The organism is Pseudoalteromonas sp. TB25 (assembly GCF_000497995.1).
Lineage (GTDB): Bacteria > Pseudomonadota > Gammaproteobacteria > Enterobacterales > Alteromonadaceae > Pseudoalteromonas > Pseudoalteromonas distincta.
This window is the reverse complement of record NZ_AUTI01000427.1, coordinates 3729-26041: the sequence shown is the minus strand read 5'-3', so window position 1 is coordinate 26041 and position 22313 is coordinate 3729. Positions and strand designations below refer to the sequence as shown.

The following is a 22313-nucleotide window of genomic DNA, read 5'->3' as shown; positions in this document are numbered from 1 at the left end:
GGCTGAAATGAGTTTTTCACAAAAAATAAAAAAAGTGACCTACGCACTTACATCTCGTACGGCAATGCTAATTATCGGCTTTTTAGCTTTATCATTATTAATTTGGTTTGGCGGCCCATTAATCGCGATAGCTGACTATGTACCACTACAAAGTATTGCAGCAAGACTGTTTACTATTATATTGGTTTTATTGGTTTTCTCTGTGTCTAAAATTTATCGTCTTGTGCAACAAAGCAAACGAGACGAAAAAATGGCTGATGAGTTAATTGATAGTAATAACGATACAAATAGCTCTGAAGTAAATGAAGAAATTACTACGCTTAAAACGCGAATGAACGAAGCTATCGATCATTTAAAAGACGTAAAGCTGTTCAAAGGTAAAAATATTTACCAGTTGCCATGGTACATAATGATAGGCCCACCAGGGGCTGGTAAAACTACCGTTATTCATAACTCAGGACTTGATTACCCGCTAAAAGACAAGCTAGGTGTTGACTTGGTTCATGGTGTTGGCGGTACTCGTAATTGTGATTGGTGGTTTACCAATAAAGCAGTTTTAATTGATACAGCTGGGCGCTACACAACGCAAAGCAGCCATGCAAAGCATGATTCACGTGCATGGGAAGGCTTTTTAGGATTACTTCGTAAGTACCGTCCACTTAGGCCTATTAATGGTGTAATGATCAGTATGGGTATTTCTGAGCTTATGAGCCAGACCAAAACTGAGAGAAACCTACATGCTCGCGCTATTAAACAGCGCTTACAAGAACTGCAAAGCCAATTAGGTATGACCTTTCCTGTTTACGTTATTTTTTCTAAAGTTGATTTAATTGAAGGTTTTAGAGAGTTTTTTGGCGAACTAACAGAAGAAGAGTGTGAGCAGGTTTGGGGCGTAACCTTTGAACTTGATTTAGATAAAGACACGCAAGTAGATGCTTTCAACAAAGAATTTCACTCATTAATTTCTAAATTAACTGAAATGTTAAATCGTAGATTAATTAATGAAAGAAACGAAGAAATTCGCGCTAAGATATTTGAATTCCCTAGGCAGCTTCGTGTTTTACAAGGTGTAGGAGATGCTTTTTTAAAAGAAATATTCACTCCTAATGCATACGAAGAACTACCAATGTTTCGTGGTGTTTACCTCACAAGTGCAACGCAAGAAGGTACGCCATCTAGTTTTTTAAACGAAGCAAACGCAGGCGAATCTGGATACATTAACCAATCTAAAAGCTTTTTTATAAAGAATGTATTAGAAGGTGTAATTTTTCCAGAGCAAAACTTAGCAAGTACTAACAAACATCATGACAAGCAAAATAAATGGCTTCGTGTTGGTAGCATAACGCTTGCATGCATAGCTTTACTTGGTTTTTCAACATCGTGGTACTTTAGTTTTGCTTGGAATAGTAACTTAATTTCAGAGACTGAAGATGCGATTGCAACGTACCAAGAACTTGATACAGCCTCATTTGACCGTAATAACTTACTAGTACTAAACGATAGATTAAAGGCTCTTAGAAACTTACCTGCAAGCAACCCTGAACTTGTTAATACACAAGAGTCTAAATCAATTGGGTTTGATAAACTAAATGAAATAAAAATGGCTTCTACACAAGCCTACGACCGTTCATTACAAACGTATTTAGAACCGTTTATTGCAAGTACCTTAATTAAAGAAATGGAAGCTCATCCTGAGCACTTAAGTTATTTATACGAAACACTTAAGTGTTACCTCATGTTGTTTCAGCCTGAATACTTTGAAAGTGAAGATATAACGGTTTGGTTTAACGCTTATTTAGAGCGTAACTTACCAGGCGATAAAAATATGCAAACCAGAGTAGAGCTGATGGAGCATGTAGCTACATTACTTGAAAACGGTGTTAGCCAAATTGAAATTGATAATCAAGCAGTACGTGTTGCGCGAGCTGAGCTAACTAAGCTACCAATTGCTGAGCGAGCATATCAACGATTACAAGCCGACTTCCTAGATAGCAGTATTCCGCCATTTAGGCTTACAGACATTATTAGTTTTGAAAGTGCGCAAAAATTTACTTTTAGAAATGACGGTGAGCTTACGCGAAGTATCCCTGGCTTATATACATTTAATGGTTTTCACGGCATTTTTAATGTTGAGAAAAGTAAAATGCTTGGCAATTTAATGGCAAGTAGCTGGGTGTATGGTGAAGAGGCAACGGGCACTTACGATATTTCTAAAGATGAGATTGAGAAGAAGCTAGAGCAGCGATACTTTCAAGATTATATTTATTATTGGCAATCATTTATTGATGATCTGAGCCTGAATCAATATAGCTCTCCGGCTGAGGGAGTTAATATTACTGATGCCTTAGCAGGCTCTGAAGCGCCTATTAAAAATATTATCACTGCAGTACAAAAAAATGTGCAGCTAACTAAATTACCAGTATCTGATAACCAAAAGGCTGCAGGTAAAGTTGCAGCAAATGCTGCTGAAATAGCTATGCAAACCAAAGCTAATCGTATCAAGCGATTTTTACCTGACGAAGCCCCTAAATTTGATATTAAATTACCGGGTCACCAAGTTGAAGAAGCCTTTGAAGATGTAATAAAAATTGATGCTCAACAATTAGATAATATTCAGAAAAATCTAAGAGAGTTAAACGTTTACTTAACCAAACTTGATAGAGGCGATCAATTAAAGTCGTCAATTAAAGACCAAATTAGCGGTAAAAGTAAGCCTAGCTTTATTCGTCAGCTTGAGTTTCAAAGTCGAGATTTACCTTACCCGTTTAATAGTTGGCTGTTAGATATAAGTAGAGATACTAGTAACATAACTAAAAATAGTGCCAACAGACATTTAAACGAGATGTGGAAAAGTAAGGTGCTACGCGAATATAACGCTGCAATTGTTGGCCGTTATCCGTTTTCTCCATACGCAGATAAAGAAGTGAATATGAAAGATTTTACTCGATTTTTCGGCCCAGGTGGAACAATTGATAGCTTTTTCACCAATTATATTGCGCCAAGTGTAGATATGAGCTCAACGCCATGGAAATTTGAAAAAGATATAGGTATTAGCCGAGATACATTAGCGATGTTTGAACTGGCAAATCAAATTCAAACAGTCTTTTTTGATGGCGGAAGTGCAACACCAAGAATTGAGTTTGGCTTAAAACCATTAGAATTAGACCGCACCATCTCTAGCTTTATGCTCGAAATTGACGGTCAGTCAATGACTTACAGGCATGGTCCACTTAGGGTAACAAATTTTGTATGGCCTGGAGCAAGTGGCCAGAGTAAAACACGAATTGTATTTACTCCTCCAAATGGTGGTCGTTCTATAAATACAACTTACCAAGGTGAATGGTCGCTATATCGCATGTTAGACGAGTTAAGTGCTAAAAGAGCAAAAACACGTGAAGACTTAGAGTTACATTTTTCACTCATGGGAAACAATGCGAAAGTCGAGTTATTGCCTAAATCAATCAGGCATCCATTTTGGAATAAAAGTGTAGAGAAGTTTTCATGTCCGACCCGATTATAAATATTGGTTATCTTGGCAAGGTACCTAGTTTAGGTGATTTTGTACAAGATAGCGTTTCGAAAGAATTTTCAGAGCATTGGGAGCAGTGGCTGCAAGCAGCCATTGCAGTGAGTAAAGAACAGCTAGGTGAAGTATGGCAAGATAATTACTTAATTGGACCAGTATGGCACTTTGCATTATCGCCAAACATTGTTGGTGACAAAGGTGTTATGGGGACTCTATTACCGAGTATGGACGCAGTAGGTAGGCACTATCCCTTCACAGTTGCTAGCACATTAGAATTTGCACCTATTGATGTTTTAAACTCAGGTGTGTTTTCTTTAGAGTATGAAGACACTGTATTAAAAGTGCTTGATAGTTCGGTTGATTTATTTTCTTGGCGTAAAGAGGTTGCTAAGTCTCTAAGCTCTATAGCAGGAGTTAAAAAGCAGGTTAGTTTTTTAAATTCTGTAGATAAAAATAAAAGTGCAGAAGCATTTGAGTTCTCAGGTGATGAGTTATCAAGTCAAGCCCTCCAAGATGCAATGCATGCTCTTTTGTTAAAAAAACACGGTGATTACAGCGTTTGGTGGACACATGGCTCTTATAATATAAAACCTATGGTACTCATAACGCCTGGCTTGCCTGCGGTAAATCAAGTTGCAGCAATGTTAGATGGAAGGTGGAAACACTGGGAATGGAACTTTACACAGGTAAAAAATAGTGATTAGCAAGTTTAGTACAAGTTATGCAATTACCCACCGAGGCGCTGTGAGGCAGCTTAACGAAGATGCGCATGTAGAGATAAATAACCATAACTTATGGGTTGTCGCAGATGGGATGGGAGGTCACGAAGCAGGTGAAGTTGCCAGTCAGCTTGTTGTAGATGTAATAAGAGCAAAAGTTGAAGAGCTACCACTTGAGAAGCTTGAAGTATCTCACATAGTTGAAGCCATTGAAGATGCGAATAGGCAATTAAACGAATATAGCGCCCAATATTTAGGTAGCAAAACCGCAGGAAGTACAGTTACTGCCTTATTTCTTAAAAATAATAAGTACTATGTTTTGTGGGTTGGTGATAGCAGAGCTTATATGCTTCGAGATGGTCAACTTAAACAGATATCGAGAGATCACAGCCAAGTAAACGATTTAATTGATGAAGGGATTATTTCAGTAGAAGAAGCCAAGACACATCCATTATCAAATGTAATCACAAGAGCTGTGGGTGTAACTGCGGATGTAAAAGTAGACGTTATTCAAAATGAAGTAAAAACGGGCGATATATTTTTACTTTGTTCAGATGGGCTCACCGGTGAGTTGTCTGATGAAGACATATGTTTATCACTAGAGCCTAGTAGCATTATTGATTCTGGTATGGCGCTTATGCATTCATCATTAGTTAGAGGTGCAAGAGATAATGTGACCTGTATTTTAATTAAGTACGATGAAGGATACGCTGGTCATAAATCAGAAACATTCAACATTCAAGATGAAGCTACTATCCCGCTTTTTTCTAAATAACGATTTTAATTTAAAAAATTTGGTTTGTATTTTATATTTGAGTTTTTACTTTAATTACATCTATTAATTAATAAGTATATTAAATTTTAATTGTTTATATAAAGGCAATAATTAAGGTTTAAACTCAATTGTAACTAGGCTTGTAATTTATTATAAAGAATGTAATATGAAATCCGCTCCGCTTTATTGGAGTTTTATGGATAATTATTAGGACGACGGAATGTTTTTATTTGAAGAGTATATTTCCCCTATTTCAGACACCGAGGTTGCAGGTATTGATCCTCGCTCAGATGTCTCGCCTACGTCGACTTATTACGCCTTAAAAGATTTAAGAAACCAGCTTCGCGCAGCAGAAAGAAATGCATTAGTGGATGAAGAAGGTATTTCCTCACTAGCAAGAGATTGGCTTCCTTTATTAGAGCAATGTAGCAAAGCAATAAAAACACAAAGCAAAGATATCGAATATTTAGCTTGGTTTATTGAAGCACTTTGTCGAATTCATGGCTTCAAAGGCTTAGCTTTTGGTTTTAAAGTTGCTCATAACTTGCTCGACAATTATTTTGATGAATTATACCCGTCACTCGATGACGATGATGAAGTGTCAGACAAAGTATCTGCATTGGTTGGCCTTAATGGTTCAGCAGGCGAAGGTACATTAATAATCCCGATAAAAAGTATCTATCTGACCGATAGCGCCAGTATGGAGTCATATTCTTTTTGGGAATATCAGCAAGGCTATGATATTTCTCGTTTAACAGATGAGAAAAGAGAGAAAAAGCTTAATTTAGGTGCTGTTGACTATGAGCTCATTGAAAGAAGTGCTGCAGAAACAAGTACTGAATTCTTTGTTACTTTAAAACAAGACATTGAAAACGCGATTGAGCAATTTGCTTTATTAAGCGAAGTATTGGATAGAGTAACTGGACAGCNCAGCCACAGCCAACATCAAATATAAAACAAGCATTAGCAGTTAGTCTTGCTGCTGTTGAGCATGTTGCTGCAGATAAGCTTGAAGCTGCTGATAAGGCAAAAGCTGCATTAAACGAAGTGCAAGAAGTGGTTCAAAGTGAAGACGACGACGGTCAAAGTGTTACAGAGCAAGTTGTAAAAGTTAATCACGAAATTAACTCAAGAGAAAGTGCGATTAATAAACTCAAAGAAATCGCTACTTTTTTTAGAAAAACAGAGCCGCACTCACCTATGTCTTACACCATAGAACAAGTAATTCGATGGAGCGAATTGTCGCTGCCTGAATTATTAAATGAATTAATTACAGATAGTGATGCTAGGACTGGGTACTTTAAGTTGTCTGGCATTAAAATCAGCGAAACTGAAACATAAGTAAAAGGAGTTCTCTATGAGTATCCATGATAAATTAAAACGAGTTCGTAAGCCTCGCGTACACATCACTTATGATGTGGAAACTGAAGGCACTGCAGTAAAAAAAGAATTACCATTTGTTGTTGGTGTTATGGGCGACTTCTCTGGTGATAACACAGAAGCATTAAAACCACTTAAAGATAGACGATTTGTGCAAATAGATCGTGAAAACTTTAATGACGTTTTAAAGCGCATGAGCCCTTCACTAAAATTATTAGTTGATAATACGCTTAATGATGATGGTTCTGAATTTGAAGTAAAACTTAACTTTAAATCGATTGATGACTTTGAACCAGCAGCTGTTGTAAATCAGGTTGAGCCATTACGTAAATTAATGGAAACACGTAACAAGTTACGCGATTTAATGACTAAGATTGACCGCTCTGAAGAATTAGAAAACGTGCTTGAAGAAGTACTAAGCAACACAGCAAGCTTAGATACAATCGCAAAAGAGCTTAAAATAGAGGAGACTGAAAAATGAGTACAGAGCAACTAAGTACTGAATTAGAGTCTACCTCAGAAGCAACGTCTTCACTATTAGAGCAAGCTATTGGCGCAACTAAGCAAACCGATGCAAGCCGTGCAGAAGAGTTACTTAAAACACTGACAGAAGAAGCCTTAAAAGGGACTGTTCAGTGGAACAAAAACATGACAGTGACGTTTAATGAAGCAATTCAATTAATCGATCAAAAGATCTCAAAACAGCTAAGTGTAGTAATGCACAGCGAAGAGTTTCAAAAGTTAGAAGGCTCTTGGCGTGGATTGCACCATTTAGTAATGAATTCTGAGACAAGCTCTACACTTAAAATTCGTATGCTAAATATGAAGAAAAAAGAACTTCATAAAGATTTGAGCAAAGCTGTTGAGTTTGACCAAAGCCAAACATTCAAAAAAATCTATGAGTCTGAGTTTGGTACTCCAGGTGGCGAACCATACGGTACTATCGTTGGTGACTTTGAGTTTACTAATCACCCTGAAGATGTTGAAACATTAAGTCTAATGTCTAATGTTGCAGCCGCTGGTTTCTGTCCATTTATTTCAGCTTCATCGCCATCATTATTTGGTTTTGATAACTGGGAAGAGCTAACCAAACCACGTGATTTAGAAAAAGTATTTGAATCTCTAGAGTACACTAAGTGGCGTTCATTCAGAGACAGCGATGATTCGCGTTTTGTTTCATTAACTATGCCTCGTTTCTTATCTCGCCTACCTTATGGTGCGGCTTCTAAACCAGTTGAAGAATTTAACTATGAAGAGTTTGAAGTTGAACCAAAAGATGGCCGTTCAGTAAGTACTGATAACAGTGATTACTGTTGGAGTAATGCAGCCTACGCTATGGCAACAAATATGACCAAAGCATTTGCTCAATACGGTTTCTGTACTGCAATACGTGGTGCTGAAGGCGGCGGTAAAGTAGAAGGTCTTCCTACGCATATCTTCACAAGTGATGATGGCGATCCAGATCTTAAATGCCCAACTGAAATTGGCATTACAGATCGTCGTGAAGCTGAATTAAGCAAGTTAGGTTTCTTGCCTCTTTGTCATTACAAAAATACAGATTATGCAGTATTTTTTGGTGGACAAAGCTGCCAAAAGCCACAAATTTATTCAACTCCAGATGCCACAGCTAATGCGGCAATATCTGCACGTCTACCTTACCTTATGGCAACGTCTCGCTTTGCTCATTACCTAAAAGTAATGGCGCGTGATAAAATTGGTAGCTTTATGGAAGCTGAAGACGTTGAGTCTTGGTTAAACCGCTGGATCCTTTCGTATGTAAATGCGACTGAGGGTGGTGGTCAAGATATCAGAGCACGTTATCCTCTAGCAGATGCAAAAGTATCAGTTAAGGAAATTCCAGGTCAACCAGGTGCATATAATGCAGTTGCATGGTTACGACCTTGGCTACAAATGGAAGAGCTTACTTCTTCTTTACGCCTTGTAGCTAAAATTCCAGAGATCGGTTAATTAACTGATCTCGAGCGTTAAGGATAATGCAGTAGAATGAATCACGAAGAGTTTTCATTTATAAATCAAGACTTCGCTTTTGTACAAAAAGCGCAGTCTAGAATAAGTGATAATGAGGCTTTACTCGATAGGTTTTTAAACGAAAAAAACCTAGATAAAGCCTTGTTGTTATGGCTTGAAGGCTCTTCAGATTCACCTATATCTTGGACTAAAGAATCACTTGGTCCTTATTTACAGCGCGTAATTGTTGAACTCGATCAACTCATTTCAGAACAATTAAACCTCATAATTCATAATGATAGATTTCAAAAGTTAGAAGCCAGTTGGCGTAATCTTTGGTGGCTGATACTTCAAAGCGAACAATACGACAAAGAAAATAAAGTAAAAATAAAAGTATTGAACTGCGATTGGGCAACACTCTCTAAAGATGTAAACAAAGCTATTGATTTTGACCAAAGCCTATTTTTTCAACTACTTTATCAAAGTGAGTTTGATAGCGCAGGTGGCGAGCCATTTGGTGTAGTAGTGGGTGATTATGAAATTAGTAACATGTGCTCAGCAGGCACAATTTATAATGACATAGACACAATAAAAGAAATATCTAGAACCGCTGCCGCTGCTTTCTCTCCATTTATTTGCTCAGCTTCTCCTAACTTATTTGGTGCAGATAACTTTTCTGATTTAGGCTATTACGCAGACTTATTTGACCAGTTTGAACAACCCGAATACGCTAAATGGCAAAGCTTTCGAGCGATGGAAGAATCTCGTTTTATTGGGCTTACGCTTCCTCATATATTAGTTAGACCGCCATATAGCAATGATGGAAAACGTCATCAAGATTTTTACTTTAAAGAACAAATTAAAGACCCTGAAAGCGATATGCTTTGGGGCAATGCAGCATATCAATTTGTATCTACCTTAATAAGAGCATATTGCGATAGTGGCTGGTTTGGGCACATTCGCGGTATTGAGCCGGGTAAAATTTCAAAGGGTCTGGTTACAGGGCTTGCGAGAGACAGTTTTGCAAACGACACTTATCAAAAAGAAGCAAAGCCACCACTAAACTTATTAGTAACAAGCAAATTTGAAAAGCAATTTTCTGAACTTGGCTTTATTCCAGCATCATCAGTGACTAATACAGAACACATTGTTTTTTATAGTAATGCATCGGTTCAAAAAACCAAAAACTATGAATCAAGCGCCGCTAATATTAATGCGCGCTTATCTTCAATGCTGCAATATATTTTGTGTGTATCTCGTTTTGCTCACTATTTAAAGCTATTAGCTCGAGACCGTGTCGGCTCTTATAACACGGCACAAGCTTGTGAGCGAGACCTACAAGCGTGGATAAATAATTATACAACGGCTTCAGATTCCTCCTCCGAGCATATAAGAAGTAAGTACCCGTTAAGTAATGCCAGAATAAAAGTCAGTGAAAATAAAGCCAATCCAGGGCATTACTTTTCTGTTTTACAATTACAGCCACATTTTCAATTAGATCAGATGATCTCCAGTATTAAATTAATTACAGAGCTCAGTCCTCATCATAAAATAAAGGAATAGTCATGAAAAAAATACATAGCTTAATTCGCGAGGGGAAACTTACTGATGCATTATCTTGTTGTGCTACAGAGCTTCAAGATGAGCCATTAAACTTTGATATCAGAAGTATTTACGCCGAATTACTTTGCATAAATGGTGAACTTGAAAAAGCCGATAAACAGCTAGATTTCATGGTACAAAAAAATCCAGAATTTGCAGTAGGTGCAGTAAATTTAAGGCACTTAATTCGTGCTCAGCAATCTCGTGTAGATTTTTATCAAGGTAAAGGCATTCCTAAGTTATTTCATGATGCGAATGAGTTAGACACACTATTTTTGAAAATGCATGTTGCTCTGTTAGAAGACTCAACCGACGAAGCAGCTCAGTTAGCTCAAGAGATGGAGTCTTTAAGAGTTAGCACAGACGAGGCATCAACAAGAGATCTTGATGATTGCTTAAACCCGTACCTAGAGGTTTTAGGTACTAATGGTGAGTTTTATCTAGCAAACTTTAACGAAATTGAATCGTTAAAAATGGAGCCTGTAGAATCTTTATTAGAAAGTATTTGGTTACGTGTTGAAATTACAATTAAAGATGGTCCATCAGGTACAGCTCATTTACCACTTGTTTATATTAACTCTGAATCGGAGCTTGAAAAGCTAGGTCAAGTGTCTGATTGGGTTGAGTTAAAAGATGAATTTATTATTGGTAAGGGCATGAAAATGCTGTTTGTTGATGATGAGGCTATCACCATCCCAAATTTAAAAATAAGCTCACTTGAAACAGCATAATTTCAGCTTAAGCAACCATGATAGAGCATAAACAACAGCTTCAAGCATCCATCATAGATAGGCTCATTGACGATGAGCCCGACTTCCAGGATGCGCCATCACGTACCGAAGGCATCACTATTAGTGAGCTTAGAAAAAACGTGCGCAGAGATATTGAAGCTTTGCTAAATGCTCGAATTCAATGGCATACATGGCCAACTCAATACACCGAGCTGGCTACTTCATGTTTGTCTTATGGTTTACCTGACTTTTCGAGTATGTCTGTAAGCTCTCACGAAGGGCGCGCATTACTGTGTGAAACCGTCAGAAATACAATTTTAAAGTTTGAGCCACGGTTTCTTGAAGTAGAAGTGTTTACAGATGAAGAAGTGCCTTTAAACAGAGTGTTAAATTTAAGAATAAATGCGCTTTTATACGCCGACCCTGAGCCAGAGTTTATTAGTTTTGATTCAGAAGTAGAGCCCGTGAACTTGGGTATGAAGATTATTGAGGCATCATTATGAACGATGAGTTATTGAAGTATTACAATCGTGAATTAGCATTTGTGCGTCATTTAGGTAAAGACTTTGCTGAAAAATATCCAAAAGTTGCAGGGCGTTTAAAGTTAAGTGAAGATCATATTGAAGACCCTCATGTCTCAAGATTAATAGAATCTTTTGCATTTTTAACTGCCAATATAAGGCAAAAGCTCGACGATAGTTTCCCGGAGTTAACGGATGCTTTGCTAGGGCAAATGTTACCAGATTACCAAGCGCCAATCCCATCAATGTCAGTTGTTAAGCTCGAAGCTGAGAACTTATCTACGGCAGGGGTGGTTATACCAAAGGCAAGTGAAGTAGAAACTAACGTTGACTCAATGAAGCAATGTAAATTTCAAACGTGTTATGAAACCTACCTTTGGCCTGTTGAAATAACAAATGTGCAATTTGATAATAGCCCATTTGTAGCGCCTAAGCCTCGCTGGCAAGAAAAAGCAAAATCTATTTTCAAAATAGAATTAACAGGTGAGTATAAAGGGGTTTCGCTTGCAGAAACCGGCCTTGAAAAATTACGGATTTTTATCAATGGCCAATGGCATCATACACTTAAAGTTTACGAGCTACTGTTCAAACATAGTATTGGTATTGCTATAGACAATGGCGATGAAGGTATTAGATATCTGTCAAAAAACCAATTAAAAGCAGTGGGCTTTGATTCTAACGAGGCTGTGGTTCCTTATTCGCAGCGCTCATCTGCCGGATATCGTTTGCTCGTCGAAAATTTTACTTTTCCTGAGAAGTTTAGGTTTTTTGAGCTTGAAGGCATTCTTTCATCACTGCCTAAGCAATCTAATAAATGTAGTATTTATATTTACCTAGATACTGAATCTGCTGAGCTTGAAAAGCAAGTAGATAAAGATATGTTCTTATTAGGCTGTACACCAATAATAAACTTATTTGAACAAGAGCTTGAGCCAATACGACCTGAGATCAGTGAATATGAATATCAGTTAACACCGCGTTATATGGACTCGGAAATATCAGAAGTAATTGGTATATCGGAAGTTATTGCATTTGATCATAAAGGCAATAAACAAATTGTTTCGCCTTTTTATGGTCAAACACATCCTAAATATCATGGACATGATGATTTGTTTTGGCATATTCGTCGAGAAACTGCTTCTTGGGCTGGCGGTTATGTAGAGTCAGGAACCGAAACATTTTTATCGTTAGTTGATGCTACTTTTGAAAATAGTGCGATGGAATATGGTGACGGAAACTCTGTACTTACTGTGCGCGCAAATTGTAGTAATCGCAACCTACCAGCAAGCATGCCATTTGGTGATGACGAACTTGGTTTATTAATGCCTGAGCGCGGCGATGTAATTAAAAAAATAAGATGTTTAACGCCATTTACTCATGCAGTGAGACCTATATTAGCTGATGCAACCCGGTGGCAGTTAGTTAATCATTTAACGCTTGATACTTTTAGTGGTGAAGACGCATGTAATAAGCTTAAAGAAGTTTTGCGTTTATACGATTTTAGAGCATCACCACAAACTAAAGGCATGATAGATAATATTTATAGAGTGGTAATAGAGCCCTCAACTGCCCGTGTGATTCAAAAAGGTAAAGTAAGCTTTGCAACAGGCAGCGAAATTGAAATTACATTTGCTAACGATGATTTTTCTGGCAGCGGCATGTTCTTCTTTGCATCAATACTTGATCACTTTTTTGCTCAATTTGCAGCAATAAATAGCTACACGCGTTTAAGTTTAAGGCTTAAAGAGCAAGAACAAATTTATTATCAATGGCCTGCAAGAGTGGGTGACTGTCCGTTATTATGATAAAGCAAATAATCTCACAAGCTTCTCAAATTGACTTTTATAAAGCTGTTTTCATAATTGAAAATCAGCTAAAAAAGCGTGGCTTAGATTATCGACATGTCGGTTACGACAGTAATCCAAAGCAAGAGTTGATTAAGTTTACAGCTACCCAAAAGTTTGGTTATCCAGGTAATGCAATTACCAAATTAGAAGAAACTGGTTTTGAAGACGGTATGCATAAAGTAACTATGCAGGTTTCTTTTATGGGACTGACGGGTTGTTCAGGCGCTTTGCCCCAGTTTTATAGCGAACTTGTGATGCAGCGTTTGCGCTATAAAGATACAACCATGCGTGACTTTTACGACATGTTTAATCATCGTTTAGTCTCACTGTATTACCGCGCTTGGAAAAAATATAAGCCTTCGCTTAATCACGTTAATAAAGAAAAAAACAAAGACCCATACACACAAATACTTGGTTTATTAAGTGGTGGCTATAACGAGCACCAACTGCATTTTTCAGGTTTATATAGCCGTAAAATTAGAAATGCATTTGATTTAAAAAATGTACTTTCGTCATACCTAGGTTGTGATGTATCAATCAAACAAATGGTTGGCCAATGGCACGAGTTAAAAGAGCAAGAACAAACCCGTTTAGCAAGCCAGGCATTATATGAAGGCCAGCACGCCCGTTTAGGTGTTGATACCATGATTGGAAATAAAGTATGGGACGTATCTTCTAATATCGAAATCCACATAAAATCAGATGATCCAGATAAAGCAAAACAACTTTTGCCCAAAGGTCCGCTTTTCGAAATAGCGAATCAAATAACAAAAGACTATGTAGGAAATGCTATTAACTTTCGCTTAGTCATTGAGTCAAATTTTCAAAATTTAGGTGCCGCTAAACTTTCAAAAAATGAGTGTCAGTTAGGCGCTAATAGCTTCTTATCTGTACAAGATAACAAATTAAAATCTAACCCTACTAAGTTATCGTTTAAGGGATAATTAAAATTAAAAGGAAAAAAGTATGTCTTCGATGACACTGAATAAACTAGTTGAAAAACTGAGTCCTGATTGCAGAAAAAGCCTAGAAGGTGCTGTTGCTATATGTAATAGTCGCAGTCATTTCACGGTTGAACTTGAGCATTGGTTACTTGCAATGATTGAGCAGCAATTAGATGATGTTAGACTAATTTTTGGCTCGTTCGATATAGATATTGATAAAGTTCAACAGGATTTAAATCAATCATTAGAGTCGTTTAAAACGGGTAGTGAGTCATCTCCTAGTTTGTCAGTGCATGTTACGAGTCTTCTTAAGCAATCTTGGTTAAGTACCAGCATTGAGTTTACAGATAATCAAATTCGTAGTGCATACGTTATTTATACCCTTACTAAAGACGATACATTATCTAGCTTAGTAACACGTTGTAGTAAGTTATTTAATAAAATAGAGCCTGGTCAATTGCTTCATGCATGGCCTGAAATAGTTGCGCAATCTCAAGAGCGCAACCATTCAGTACAAAATGCGTCAACTCAAGCAAATGTTGGTTCTAAAACTCCAAGTTTAGATCAATTTACTGTTGATTTAACTGCCCAAGCACTCGCTGGAAAAATAGACCCTATTCTTGGTCGTGATTTCGAAATTCGTCAAATGGTTGATATTTTAACCAGACGCCGCCAAAACAACCCAATTTTAACTGGTGAAGCGGGCGTAGGTAAAACAGCTGTTGTTGAAGGGCTAGCATTAAGAATTGCTCAAAAAGACGTACCAGCCGTATTACAAAATGTAAAAATTCACAGCTTAGATTTAGCACTATTACAAGCTGGTGCAGGTATGAAAGGGGAATTTGAAAATCGCCTTAAATCGCTTATCAATGAAGTAAAAAATGCGGTAAATCCGGTTGTTTTGTTTATTGATGAAGCACATACCATGATTGGTAGCGGTGGTGCAGCGGGTCAAAATGATGCGGCAAATCTATTAAAGCCTGCTTTAGCGCGTGGTGAATTACGCACAATAGCTGCAACTACTTGGGCTGAATACAAAAAGTTTTTTGAGAAAGACGCCGCATTAACACGCCGATTCCAAGTTGTAAAAGTTGAAGAGCCAACCCCTGAAAAAGCGGTGGCAATGTTACGAGGCTTAGTGCCTGTAATGGAAAAACACCACAAAGTGTTTATATCTGAGCAAGCACTTGAAGGCGCAGTGCACTTATCACACCGATATATTACTGCAAGGCAGCTCCCAGACAAAGCCGTTGCATTACTAGATACAGCTTGTGCACGTGTTGCAATGAGCCAAGCATCTACTCCAAATACTATAGAGCAGCTTGTAAATCGCTTAAGCGAAATAGAAACACAAGTAAAAATGCTTAACAGAGAGCAAAAAACGGGTTTAGATCATTCACAGCAACTAGACACATTAAAAGCAGAGCTAATTACAATTGAAGAGCGATTAGCGCCGTTAAATGAGCAATTTAGTGCTGAAAAAGAAATTGTAGCTGAGCTTAATCAAGCTTTAGAGCTTATTAACTCTCAAGATGAAGAGTCATCACAAGAAATACTCGATAAGCTAAGACTTAGTAAAGAGAAGCTAGCCTCTTTTGAACATAATATGGTTCATTGGCAGGTTAATGAAGAGCTTATAGCGCAAGTTATTTCAGATTGGACAGGGATACCTGTTGGCAAAATGCATGAAGATGAAATACATGGCATTTTAAATTTAGCACAGCAAATGAAGCAACGAGTTGTAGGGCAAGACCACTCTCTTGATTTAATAGCTAAAGTTGTTCAAACATCTCGTGCTCAGCTAGCAGATGAAAGCCGTCCTAACGGTATATTTATGTTAGCAGGGCCAAGCGGTGTGGGTAAAACAGAAACTGCACTTTCGCTAGCCCAAGAAGTGTATGGTAGTGAAGAAAACGTCACGGTAATTAACATGTCAGAGTTTAAAGAAGAACATAAAGTTTCTTTATTACTTGGCTCTCCTCCAGGGTATGTAGGTTACGGTGAGGGAGGAATATTAACCGAGGCTGTAAGAAGAAAGCCATACAGTGTTGTACTTTTGGATGAGATGGAAAAAGCACACCCAGGCGTACAAGATATTTTTTATCAAGTGTTTGATAAAGGTACAATTAAAGACGGTGAAGGTCGCGATATCGACTTTAAAAACACAATCATTATTATGACCTCAAACGTGGGCACAGATACCACAATGAGCTTATTTGAAGACGAAGAAAGTAAACCAAGCATCAAAGGTTTATTAAAGGCATTACAAGATGATTTACTTGCTTCATTTAAACCGGCATTTTTAGGTCGTATTAATGTAATACCTTACATTCCATTAAGTGACGATATTCTTACTGAGATTGCCGCTATTCAAATAAATAAAATAATTAAACGTGTTAAAAAACACTACAATGCAGAGTTAATTTATAATGACGATGTAATTGAATATATTATTGCTAATTGCCAAAATGCAGGCTCAGGTGCACGTAATATTCACACTATACTTCAAAATAGAGTGCTGCCATTGTTGTCTGAGGTTTTACTTTCTAGCATGATTGACGACAAAGAAATTAATAGTATATCGCTATTAGTAAAAGATAATGAATTTGAACTAGAGCTGAATTAAAGGTTAATTAAAGTTAATTTGAAATAACTTGTTATTAAGGTTGTTTCTTTAGTTTGAGGGCATTATAATTTTGGTGCCTGATATCACTACATGGAATTTTTGAGACATTGTCTTCATCTAAGGAAAGGAATCAGAAGGCCTTTTCATTGCTGTATTAAAGATAATGGTTTCAAAGGAATTTTGGTATATACCAAAGTAAAGAATCCAGTATTAATGGATAACATTGTTTAATAAAAAGGAGCATTATCAAATGCAAGCAAATACATATTTAAAATACGGTTCAATCAAAGGCGAAACTACTGCTGAGTCTTTTAAAGATTTAATTACAGTTTTATCTCTTGATTGGAATGTAAGTCGCGAAATTAGCTCAGCTACTGGTACAGCGATGGACCGTGAGTCAAGCTCTACTCGCCTTGGTGACGTAACAATCACTAAACTTCAAGATAAAGCATCTCCGGATCTTTTCAAAGAAGCGACAATCGGTAAAGGTTTACCAGCTGTTTTCCATATCACTAAGCAAGGTGATAAGGTTGAAGAAATCATGAAAATCGAACTTACAGATGCAATGATTTCTAGCTACTCAGTTTCAGTACAAAACGATCGTCCAATCGAAACAATCACTATCAGCTACACAGAAATGATGATGACTGTTACTCCAACAGACGACAAAAATAACATTACTGCTCCTCTCGTATACGGTTACAGCGGTGTTAAAGGTCAACAAATGTAATATTTGTTACCTTATAATGGCTCTGGGCATTGCTCAGAGCTTTTTTTGATCTTTAGGACGGGAAAAGCAAGGAATGCAAAAAGCAACACAAGATAAAAACGTAATTCAAATTAGCACCCCTGTTGGTAAAGATGCCCTCTATTTAACTCGTTTTGTTGCCCAAGAGGCAATGTCTGATTTGTTTGTTATGTCTGCCAATATGTACACTATTGGTAAACAAATCGCGCACGAAGACTTAGTGGGTAAACCTGTATCTATTAAAGTAAAAAATGCAGATGGCGGTGGTGAGCGTTACTACCACGGCATTGTTAGTCATTTGGTTTCAAATGGCAGCCGTACGGCTGATGTTGACGAGCAAAAAAATTATATAGATTATCAAGCGACGATAGTTCCATTCGCAGCTTCAATGCGCAATCGTAAAAATAGCCGCATTTTTCAAAAGAAAACAATTAAAGAAATATTTGCTGATTTATTTGGCCAACACAATGTTGCCTTTAGCGATAAAACCAGTAAAACCTACCCTAAATATGAATATTGTGTTCAGTATCAAGAGTCTGATTTTGATTTTATTCAGCGCTTATTCCAACAAGAAGGTATTTTTTACTTTTTTGAACACTCAAACAGTAACCATACGCTTGTATTAGCTGATGATATTACGGCTTATGAAGTATGTAATGAAGGCAAAGTTGTATTTTCAACTGGCCATTTAAGCGAATCACACGTATCGCGCTGGCAAGGTGGCTTAAGCATTGCCCCTGGTAGTTTTAAACGTGTTGGTTACGATTTTAAACAGCCATCACGATACCCAGATGGCGAGCAAGCAAACGCTGAACTTCCTACTCAATCGGTCTCTGAAATTTTTGAATACACGGGCGAGCAAGAGTGCCACCCGCGCGCTGCTAATCTAGCGTCTGTGCAGCTAGAGTCACTGCAAAGAGACATGAAGCTTTCTAGTGGGCGCAGTGATTGCCGCTCATTTACTGTAGGTAAGTTATTTAGTTTTAAAAAGCACGAAGACCCTCGTCTTGAAGGTAAAACATTTGTTATTACCTCTATGATGACTTCAATTACAGTACCCAACCAATCAGGTTCGCAGCAGTCATCGGTAGAAGAAGTTTATTCAAATCACTTTGAATGTGTACCAAAAGAAATCCCTTACAGAGCACAAATAAATAAGAAAAAGCCTGTAATAAATGGGGTCCAAACGGCAATCGTAACTGGCGATAGCGCTGATGAAATTATGATTGACCAATATGGTCGTGTAAAAGTGCAATTTGATTGGGACAGAGAAGGCAAAAAAGATTCTAAAAGTTCGTGTTGGATCCGCGTTGCCCAAAACTGGGCTGGTAAAAAGTGGGGGGCTTTTTTCTTCCCTCGCGTTGGCCAAGAAGTACTTGTGGATTTTATAAATGGCGACCCAGATCAACCTATAATAAGTGGGGCCGTGTATAACGCAGACTTAATGCCTCCGTATGCATTACCGGCAGAAAAAACGCAAAGCGGCATAAAAACGCGTTCTACAAAAGAAGGCGGAGCAGATAATTTTAACGAGCTTAGGTTTGAAGATAAAAAAGGCAGTGAGCTGGTTTATCTTCAAGCAGAAAAAGACAAGCAGCTCTATGTTAAAAACGATCAAAACGATAAGACAGATCACGACCACAACATTGAAATTGGCAACGACAGAAAAACAGATATTGCTAACAACGACACCCTTAATGTTGCTAAAAATCGTATTGTCGAAATGGGTGAAAACGATACTTTAAAAGTAGGCAAAACATTAAATATAGAAGCGGGTGATGAAATAGTTATTAAAACAGGCTCTGCACAAATTAAAATGAGCAGTAATGGTAATATAACTATTGAAGGCACTAATATAAATATTAAAGGTAGTAATGTTAAAGTTGACGGCAGTGCTATTACTTTATCAGCTGGAATGATTAAATTAAATTAGTGCAAATATGGAAATAATAAATAGCTTTCATTCAGGACTTAGAAACGGCATTAATAATAACGGATATGTTGTATATTGCCGTTATGGGCTTGCGCATTTAATATGTTTGCCAATTAATAGACCAGACGATCCATTGCTAAATCCAGCATTAAGTCACCTAAAAGCAATGAATGGTTATTACGCTAGTCAGTTTTTAAATAATTTACACCCAGTATTAAATAGTGAAGATGTTGTGTCGGGATTATACCAATATGCTATGCAAAGCCCTGTTGCACTTTCAGATTATTCTCAAAGTGAATTAATAGAGTGTTTATCTCTATTAGTGGCGCACAGCAAGTTATTAATTATCCCTTTATTTGATTAGTTTTATTTAAAAATATAAACAGACAAGGAGTCTTTATGGGCAAGCCCGCAGCTACAATTGGTCACATGCATGTGTGTCCCAAAACAACCGGCACAGTGCCGCATGTAGGCGGCCCTGTAGTTATTGGTTCAACTAATGTCTTAATTGGTGGAATGCCTGCTGCGCGCAAAGGCGACATGATGGTGTGTATTGGCCCACCAGATAGTATTAAATCGGGTTCTGGCTCGGTTAAAATTAACGGTAAGCCTGCAGCTAGAATGGGCGATGACAGCTCCCACGGCGGTAAAATTGTTGTTGGCAACCCTACAGTATTAATAGGTGGCTAACCTTGCTATCTACATACCTAAGTAATCATAAAGCGCAACTGCTAGCAATTAGTGAAGCACAATATTGCCCTTTTACATGCGTAGGTTTTATTAAAACGCTTAAAACAAAGCTATTAGAAGCATGTTGGTTAACGGCTAAGAAAAATAACGTCCCACAAAAATTTAGCCAGCCAGATTTAGTGCAATTAATCACTTTTTTACAAAGTGACCCCAATATTGATTCCACTGCACAAGCATGCGTTGAGGTAATGGCTAATTTGCCTCAAAACATTAACTTAGCGTTTATTAACGCTTTAATGAACGAGCCTACCTTACATAGCCTAACTAAATTAATTATTTATAAAGTGTTATTACAACAGCACAGCTTGAATTTAATCGCTTATATTGACTTAAAAACTTTGTGCTTTGCATTAACCACTGACAAAGAGTCACTTGAGCATTTACAGCCAGCGTTGGAGCAAAATTTATTAATAAGTAGCCAAGCCAAAAATACCGAAGTAATAAATACGTTTAAACACTTATGCAATGCTGGGCTTATTAATTCTCCGTTAATGTCGCTTTTTTTATTATCACTAAGTTGGGAACAGGTAAATGTAGTTGGCAACCATGCAAGCAACACTTTAACGGTTGACCAAACTATGCAGGTATTACTGCAAAGTAGCTTTGCAAAATTAATTCCATTAGCTAATACTTTTTTAAATAAAGTTGAAGAACCACATACCATTATTGCTTTAATAAGGCGCTTGCTCGGCGATAAGCTTGATTTATTAGTGAGCTTTGAAACACAACTGCAAGCATGGCAAGGTGATGAGTTATCGTGTAGTGAATTTAAGCGTCAGTTACACACTAACTGGCCAAAGTTTGAGGGCGAGCTTTCATCTTCGCGCTTAATAGCAGGTAAAGCGCTAAATACTAAGTTAAATGCTATAGAAATGTCTGCTATGGATAGCTATAGCCAAGCTGTATTTAACTTATATAACTACTACCAACACGCTACTGCTAAAAAGTTAGCTGCGGAGGCCGTGTTGTGAGTGCTTTTAATATTAATATGGAGTGTTTTTTAGCGCCATTTTCTCAAGACATAGATGAGCTTTTATACGGCGAAGAGTCTGCATCAAATGAGTTTAAAGAATGGCAATCGTGGAATGCATGCATTTACGATTGCATATTAAAAGCAAAAGAATTATTTGCAAAAGTTGAAGACTTACAAGCACCTTTAGTTTGGTTGCTTCCTGCGCTTGAATACCAAGGCGAGCTTAAGCAACTTTTGGCAAATAGTTTAAAACAGTTATTTCCACAGCATGTAAGTCATATTTTGTTTTATGGTGCTACAGGCGCTAATACAATGATCGAACTTGTGCAAAAAAATCAGTGGAAAAAGGTTAACGTACTTGCAGTAGACGCAACATACAAAGCAAATATAAATGGTGAATATGCCTATCGAGGTGTTGGTGGTGCATTTGCAACTGTTACAGCGGTTAAAACTGGTTGGATGCAACAAAGCCACGAACTGGCTCCATCTGTAGATTTTATAAAGCATAACCAATTAAGTGGGATTTTTTCTAACATTGCGCTTAATAGTAAAAAACGAATAGATTTTATATGTGCGCCAGGTAATGGCGTAAACCACGAAAGCGATGTGTGGTTAACAAATTTACAATTGCTCAGTAATTTAATTAGTGAGCATACACATTATGAATTACCTAATTACAAATTAGGTAAAATTGGTGCGCTTGAAGGACTCGTCAATTTATATCAATTGACCTCAAGCCCGGCTATTGTAAATCACTTTAAACATGCGTTAGTGATTTCTCAAGAACAATCAAAATACCAGGCCGCAGCATCATACTTATGGATAAGTGAGGAAGTACACAACTAATGCAAAGTAATACAGTTGTTTTACAAGGAACAAGTTACCCCATTTGCCTCGTTGCTGGTAAAGGCCAAACGCCCTCTGGCTATGCACCTGCAGTAGCAAACACGGCACAAAGTGCTAAACAGCAAATAGCTGAAATTGGTGGTGCGCTAACTGGCGATGCTGCCAAACGCCTCGACGTAATTAACTTATTAAATAGCGCAGGCGTTAGCTGCCCACGCAGCGCCTCTGCCCGCGAAACCGCAAGTGCACTTACCCAAGCTTTAATAGCTGGCGCTGTAACGTGTTATCACCAAAAAGCAAAGTCATCTATTCAAGTTAGTGATAACACCAATAGTGGAGCAGCTGGCAAAAAGTCGAGCAAAAAATCAAGCTCAACAGCATCAGGGAAAAGCGCATCGCAAGCACCCGCTAAAAACACTGGCGG

General features: G+C 37.7%; 20 protein-coding genes (1 of these 20 only partly in view). All 20 read left to right on the top strand.

Annotated elements, in window-relative coordinates; genetic code table 11:
- The first annotated feature begins 7 nt into the window (after positions 1 to 7).
- Entirely contained in the window at positions 8 to 3520 is a 3513-nt protein-coding gene (gene tssM / locus L652_RS0120735) for a type VI secretion system membrane subunit TssM (protein ID WP_024595079.1), read from the top strand.
- Positions 3502 to 4230: a type VI secretion system-associated protein TagF gene (gene tagF / locus L652_RS0120730; RefSeq protein WP_024595080.1), complete on the top strand. Its 729-nt coding sequence runs from the start codon at positions 3502 to 3504 to the stop codon at positions 4228 to 4230. Before tssM ends, tagF begins: the two co-directional genes overlap by 19 nt.
- Positions 4223 to 5020, top strand: a complete 798-nt coding sequence (locus tag L652_RS0120725) for a protein phosphatase 2C domain-containing protein (protein ID WP_024595081.1) — start codon at positions 4223 to 4225, stop codon at positions 5018 to 5020. The genes tagF and L652_RS0120725 overlap by 8 nt, the downstream gene beginning before the upstream one ends.
- A 220-nt stretch (positions 5021 to 5240) precedes the next feature.
- Positions 5241 to 5975: a type VI secretion system ImpA family N-terminal domain-containing protein gene (locus L652_RS01000000124235; RefSeq protein WP_253951861.1), complete on the top strand. Its 735-nt coding sequence runs from the start codon at positions 5241 to 5243 to the stop codon at positions 5973 to 5975.
- 92 nt (positions 5976 to 6067) lie between these two features.
- Positions 6068 to 6361, top strand: a complete 294-nt coding sequence (locus tag L652_RS1000000125565; RefSeq protein ID WP_253951860.1) for a hypothetical protein — start codon at positions 6068 to 6070, stop codon at positions 6359 to 6361.
- 16 nt (positions 6362 to 6377) lie between these two features.
- Positions 6378 to 6881, top strand: a complete 504-nt coding sequence (tssB, locus tag L652_RS0120715; protein WP_024594566.1) for a type VI secretion system contractile sheath small subunit — start codon at positions 6378 to 6380, stop codon at positions 6879 to 6881.
- Positions 6878 to 8368, top strand: coding sequence for a type VI secretion system contractile sheath large subunit (tssC, locus tag L652_RS0120710; RefSeq protein ID WP_024594567.1), 1491 nt, complete (start codon positions 6878 to 6880; stop codon positions 8366 to 8368). Before tssB ends, tssC (L652_RS0120710) begins: the two co-directional genes overlap by 4 nt.
- 36 nt (positions 8369 to 8404) lie before the next feature.
- Positions 8405 to 9931 carry a type VI secretion system contractile sheath large subunit gene (gene tssC, locus L652_RS0120705; RefSeq protein WP_024594568.1) on the top strand — a complete coding sequence of 509 codons (1527 nt, stop codon included), beginning with the start codon at positions 8405 to 8407 and terminating at the stop codon, positions 9929 to 9931.
- A gap of 2 nt (positions 9932 to 9933) precedes the next feature.
- Entirely contained in the window at positions 9934 to 10701 is a 768-nt protein-coding gene (locus L652_RS0120700; protein WP_024594569.1) for a type VI secretion system accessory protein TagJ, read from the top strand.
- Positions 10702 to 10718: 17 nt separating this feature from the next.
- Complete coding sequence (gene tssE, locus L652_RS0120695) at positions 10719 to 11204, top strand: type VI secretion system baseplate subunit TssE (protein ID WP_024594570.1); 486 nt, start codon at positions 10719 to 10721, stop codon at positions 11202 to 11204.
- Entirely contained in the window at positions 11201 to 13027 is a 1827-nt protein-coding gene (tssF, locus tag L652_RS0120690) for a type VI secretion system baseplate subunit TssF (protein ID WP_024594571.1), read from the top strand. Before tssE ends, tssF begins: the two co-directional genes overlap by 4 nt.
- Positions 13024 to 14013, top strand: coding sequence for a type VI secretion system baseplate subunit TssG (gene tssG, locus L652_RS0120685; RefSeq protein ID WP_024594572.1), 990 nt, complete (start codon positions 13024 to 13026; stop codon positions 14011 to 14013). The genes tssF and tssG overlap by 4 nt, the downstream gene beginning before the upstream one ends.
- Before the next feature lie 22 nt (positions 14014 to 14035).
- Complete coding sequence (gene tssH / locus L652_RS0120680) at positions 14036 to 16639, top strand: type VI secretion system ATPase TssH (protein ID WP_024594573.1); 2604 nt, start codon at positions 14036 to 14038, stop codon at positions 16637 to 16639.
- A 250-nt stretch (positions 16640 to 16889) separates the two neighbouring features.
- Positions 16890 to 17369, top strand: coding sequence for a type VI secretion system tube protein Hcp (locus tag L652_RS0120675; protein ID WP_024594574.1), 480 nt, complete (start codon positions 16890 to 16892; stop codon positions 17367 to 17369).
- A 73-nt stretch (positions 17370 to 17442) separates the two neighbouring features.
- Positions 17443 to 19320: a type VI secretion system tip protein TssI/VgrG gene (gene tssI, locus L652_RS0120670; RefSeq protein ID WP_024603625.1), complete on the top strand. Its 1878-nt coding sequence runs from the start codon at positions 17443 to 17445 to the stop codon at positions 19318 to 19320.
- Between the two features lie 7 nt (positions 19321 to 19327).
- Positions 19328 to 19684 (top strand): hypothetical protein, encoded by a 357-nt coding sequence (locus L652_RS0120665; protein ID WP_024595245.1) that lies wholly within the window; start codon positions 19328 to 19330, stop codon positions 19682 to 19684.
- 35 nt (positions 19685 to 19719) lie between these two features.
- The gene (locus tag L652_RS0120660) at positions 19720 to 20010 is read left to right on the top strand and encodes a PAAR domain-containing protein (RefSeq protein ID WP_024595244.1); all 291 of its coding nucleotides are present in this window, start codon (positions 19720 to 19722) and stop codon (positions 20008 to 20010) included.
- Positions 20011 to 20012: 2 nt separating this feature from the next.
- Complete coding sequence (locus tag L652_RS0120655) at positions 20013 to 21041, top strand: hypothetical protein (protein ID WP_024595243.1); 1029 nt, start codon at positions 20013 to 20015, stop codon at positions 21039 to 21041.
- Entirely contained in the window at positions 21038 to 21889 is an 852-nt protein-coding gene (locus L652_RS0120650; protein ID WP_024595242.1) for a hypothetical protein, read from the top strand. Before L652_RS0120655 ends, L652_RS0120650 begins: the two co-directional genes overlap by 4 nt.
- Positions 21889 to 22313: part of an RHS repeat-associated core domain-containing protein coding region (locus L652_RS0120645; protein ID WP_024603624.1), annotated on the top strand (this coding region is incomplete at its 3' end). 3728 nt of the annotated region lie beyond the right edge of the window; the window shows 425 of its 4153 annotated nt. The genes L652_RS0120650 and L652_RS0120645, both read left to right, overlap by 1 nt.